Source organism: Cyanobium sp. LEGE 06143, assembly GCF_015207535.1.
Lineage (GTDB): Bacteria > Cyanobacteriota > Cyanobacteriia > PCC-6307 > Cyanobiaceae > NIES-981.
On sequence record NZ_JADEWP010000215.1, the window covers coordinates 1 to 3,833 of the forward strand.

Sequence of the window (3,833 nt, forward strand, 5' to 3'; positions counted from 1 at the left end):
TCGCAGGTTGCTATGCAGTACGTGATCAGGAGATCAGTGTGCCTGTCGAGGGAAAGAATCGGCCAACATGGGCAGATTTTGGCACCCGAAAGGGTGAAATCAGCCAAGCCAACCTCAGATTCGCCAAACGTTGTTCATTCCGAGCAAATTCCAACCTTGGACCCACTTTCAGGGCTCGTTGCCCAGAGGCTCCTTAACCCCTGTAGGGGTTCATCGGAGCCGATCCTTGGCCCTGGGGATTGGGGCCACAATGCCGCCATGAACCGCTCCGCTCACCTCAGCCTCGAGCAGCAGGTGTGGGGCCATGGCCTGGGCCGCTCCTTCCGCGATCTGCCCCCTGCCGCCTCAGCCCAGCTGGCGGAAGCGGTGAGCGATCTGGAGGATCGCCTTCGCATTCTCGATGCTCTCTACATCCCCACCCGCTATCCCGATAGCCTCCCTGATGGAGCCCCTACCGACCATTTCGGTCGTCTGCAAAGCGACGACGCCCTTCGCCATGCCCGTGCGGTCGTTGACGCAATCCGTGCTGCCCAGGCCTGAACCTGGGCAGGTGATTGCTCAGGTTCAGGCCTGGGCGGTGGACCAGGCAGCCCGCGTGCCCTCCCTGCAGAAGGTGGCGCTGTTCGGCAGCTACGGCCGGGGCAGCGCTGGGGTGGGCAGCGACCTGGATCTGGTGTTGGTCGATGCCGCTGCCAGCGGGCCCCAGCAGGCGAGATTGCTCTGCTGGCAGCTGGAATTGCTGCCCCTTAGCTGCGATGCGCTGGTGCTCACCCCGGCCGAACACAAGGCGCTGCTGGGGGCTGGATCACGCTTCGCCACCGAGCTCCACCGCGATGCCCGCTGGGTGTGGTGCCGCCAGCTGTCCGATCCACAGCCATGACCATCCTCGTGACCGGCGGCGCCGGCTACATCGGCAGCCACACCGTGCGGGCCCTGCAGCGCGCCGGCCAGCCCGTGCTGGTGCTCGACAACCTGGTGTATGGCCACCGGGCCATCGCCGAGCAGGTGCTGCAGGTGCCCCTGGTGATGGGGCAGCTGGGTGATCGGTCCCTGCTCGATGCCCTGCTGCAGGGCTCCCATCCGCAGCTGCCGGCTGGGCCGGTGCGGGCCGTGCTCCACTTCGCCGCCTACGCCTACGTGGGCGAGAGCGTGGTGGATCCCGCCCGCTACTACCGCAACAACCTGGGCGACACCCTGGTGTTGCTCGAGGCGCTGCACGGTGAGGCCCAGCGCCGCGGCCAGCCGATCCCGCTGGTGTTCAGCTCCACCTGCGCCACCTACGGCATCCCCGTCGCCGATCAGATTCCGATCAACGAGCGCTGCCCCCAGGCACCGATCAACCCCTACGGCCGCAGCAAGTGGATGGTGGAGCAGCTGCTGGCTGATTTCGGCGCCGCCTACGGCCAGCCCAGCGTGATCTTCCGCTACTTCAACGCCGCCGGTGCCGATCCCGCCGCCGACCTCGGCGAAGACCACGACCCCGAAACCCACCTCATCCCCCTGGTGCTCGAGGCCCTGGCCGGCCGCCGCACGGGCCTTCAGGTGTTCGGCCGCGACTACCCCACCCCCGATGGCACCTGCATCCGCGACTACATCCACGTGGGCGACCTGGCTGCCGCCCACGTGCTCGGCCTGGAGCGGCTCATCGCCCAGGGCGGCCAGCACACCTACAACCTCGGCACCGGCAGCGGCTATTCCGTGCAGCAGGTGATCAACGCGGCCTGCCAACACACCGGCTGCAGCCTGAAGGTCGTCGACGCGCCCCGCCGCCCGGGGGACCCCGCCGAGCTGGTGGCCGATGCCTCCCTGGCGATGGCGGAGCTGGGCTGGAAACCCCAGCGCTCCGATCTGGCCACGATCCTGGCCGACGCCTGGGCCTGGCACCAGCGCCGCCGCGGCTGAGGGATTCAGCTCAGCGCCAGCCGTTGCAGGCCCCGAAAACGCTCGAAATCCCGATCGAAACTCACCAGGCGCCAGCCGTTGGCCATGGCCAGCGCGGCCAGGTAGGCATCGGTGCAGAGCCGTGGGGGCAGGTCTCCCTGGCGCAACAGCCGGTGGAACACCTCCCAGCCGTGATCGGCTGGTACGGCCAGCGCCACGCCGGGTTGATGGCAGAACGCCTCGAGCAGCGCCGAGGCCTCGGCGGCGCTCTTGACGGCAGCACCCATCAGCCTGGGCTGGCTCAGAAGCCGCACCAGCCCAAGGGCCGTCACCGTGCAGAACAGCACTTGTTCAGCCGCCTGCTGTTCCCAGTAGTGCAGGGCCTCACGGTGGTGCAGATGGTCAGCGGCGGCCAGCGCCAGCCACACATTGAGATCCGGCAGGTCGGTGCTGGTGCTCACGGGTCGAGCAGCTCAAACAGCCCTGCATTGCTGCAGTGCTCACGCCCCAGCCTCAGGGGGCCGTCCAGTCGCGGTAGCTCGGCGGCGGAACGGCCACGCGGGTCAACGTCTTGAACGGTGCTGAGCCCCTGCTCCACGTAGCTGCGCAGCAGTTGTTTGAGCGTCATGCGCTGGCTGGCCGCCCGCGCCTTCAGCCTTTCGAAGAGCGGATCCGGAAGATCCAGCGTCGTGCGCATACCCACCCCGGTGATATGTGCGCATCTTAGTGCGCATCAACAGCAACTCCATGGCGCTCAGCCGCGGCCTCCACCAGCCGCTGCTCGGTGGCCCGGTACACCGCTTCCGCCTCCGCCGCACTGCGGCCGATGCAGGTCATGCCGAGCTTGCCGTACTCCGAGAGGCAGCCCAGCAGGTGGAACACACTGCCGCGCAGCTGGGCCGGGTCGTAGTGCAGGCCCGCTTCCGCCACGATGTCGATCAGGTCGATCGGCAGCAGGCCGCGCAGCGGGGCTGCGCAGAAGTTATCGGTGGCCCGGTAGTGCAGCGCGGCGCCGGTGGGGGAGCGGTAGAGCCCGTCGGCGGGGTCGAGCCGGCCGCTGGTGATGGCGTGCAGGGCCATGTAGGGGTGTGTGGTGCCCCCCTGGCGCAGGTTGATCTCGATCGCCTGCAGCTCCCATCGCTCCCCGAAACGCCGGGCGATGAAGTCCACGGCATAGCGTTCCAGGGCCCCCTCGGCCGCCAGGGCCCGGCCGATGGCCAGCCCATGGGCCATCAGCTCCTGCCGGTAGTCCCCGCTGGCGGGGAAGCTGCAGCCCAGGTAGGTCTGGCCGCTCGGCCCCCCCAGCACCTGCTCATGGGTGGAGAGCACCTCCACGGCGCCGGGGCGTCCGTCCGCCCCCGGATGGATGATCCCCTGAACGCTGGGGGAGCGCAGGGCCTCTCCCCCCTGCAGCCAGGCCTCCACCAGGGCGCCCTGGCGGGCCATCAGCTCCCGCCAGGCGGGCGCCGGCATCGGCAGCTGCTCCAGTGCCCGGCGCAGCAGCTGCCGCCGCTGTGGCGCTGAGTGCTCCTGAAGCTGCAGTGGGGCCAGCTCCAGCAGGGCGTTGCCCTCGCCGCTGAAGCCCTCGTTGAGCTTCACCACGCAGCGTTCCAGCTCGGGATGCTGCTCCCAGAGCTCGGCTGTGGCCTCCGCGAGGCTGGCCAGGTCGAACACCAGCTCGCTGCCGGGCGGGTGGGGCACACCGCAACGCCGAAACAGGGCACGGCYGCCGGCCTTGCTGCCCCACTGCAGCAGGTGGGGGGAGGTGCCCAGCAGCGGCACCTGCAGGCGCTCCGACAGCTCCCGTTCCAGCTCGCTCACCACGAAACAGCTGATGAAACTGCGGCCCGGCCGCAGCAGTTCGCCGATGCGGGCCAGCAGGGCGGGCCGCTCCAGCAGCTTGGCGGTGAGGGGGCGGCCCGAGGCGTCGTCGGTGTCGAACAGGTGCAGGC

At 69.1% G+C, this 3,833-nt stretch carries 6 protein-coding genes; 3 read left to right on the top strand and 3 right to left on the bottom strand.

The features are described 5' to 3' along the window. Positions 1 to 258 precede the first annotated feature (258 nt). Genes IQ216_RS12405 through galE form a run of 3 tightly spaced genes read left to right on the top strand, consistent with a single transcriptional unit; the run spans position 259 to position 1,902 of the window. Complete coding sequence (locus IQ216_RS12405) at positions 259 to 540, top strand: HEPN domain-containing protein (RefSeq protein WP_193815706.1); 282 nt, start codon at positions 259 to 261, stop codon at positions 538 to 540. A 10-nt stretch (positions 541 to 550) separates the two neighbouring features. Then, positions 551 to 880, top strand: coding sequence for a nucleotidyltransferase domain-containing protein (locus IQ216_RS12410; RefSeq protein WP_370566744.1), 330 nt, complete (start codon positions 551 to 553; stop codon positions 878 to 880). Then, the gene (gene galE, locus IQ216_RS12415) at positions 877 to 1,902 is read left to right on the top strand and encodes a UDP-glucose 4-epimerase GalE (protein WP_193815710.1); all 1,026 of its coding nucleotides are present in this window, start codon (positions 877 to 879) and stop codon (positions 1,900 to 1,902) included. The genes IQ216_RS12410 and galE overlap by 4 nt, the downstream gene beginning before the upstream one ends. Positions 1,903 to 1,907: 5 nt before the next feature. On the opposite strand, the gene IQ216_RS12420 is transcribed toward galE, so the two are convergent. The 3 genes from IQ216_RS12420 to IQ216_RS12430 form a co-directional block, all read right to left on the bottom strand. Next, entirely contained in the window at positions 1,908 to 2,342 is a 435-nt protein-coding gene (locus tag IQ216_RS12420) for a TA system VapC family ribonuclease toxin (protein WP_193815712.1), read from the bottom strand. After that, positions 2,339 to 2,578 carry a hypothetical protein gene (locus IQ216_RS12425; protein ID WP_186696934.1) on the bottom strand — a complete coding sequence of 80 codons (240 nt, stop codon included), beginning with the start codon at positions 2,576 to 2,578 and terminating at the stop codon, positions 2,339 to 2,341. Before IQ216_RS12425 ends, IQ216_RS12420 begins: the two co-directional genes overlap by 4 nt. A gap of 26 nt (positions 2,579 to 2,604) precedes the next feature. Continuing rightward, the coding region (locus IQ216_RS12430; protein ID WP_193815713.1) for a peptide ligase PGM1-related protein at positions 2,605 to 3,833 on the bottom strand (1,229 nt) is incomplete at its 5' end.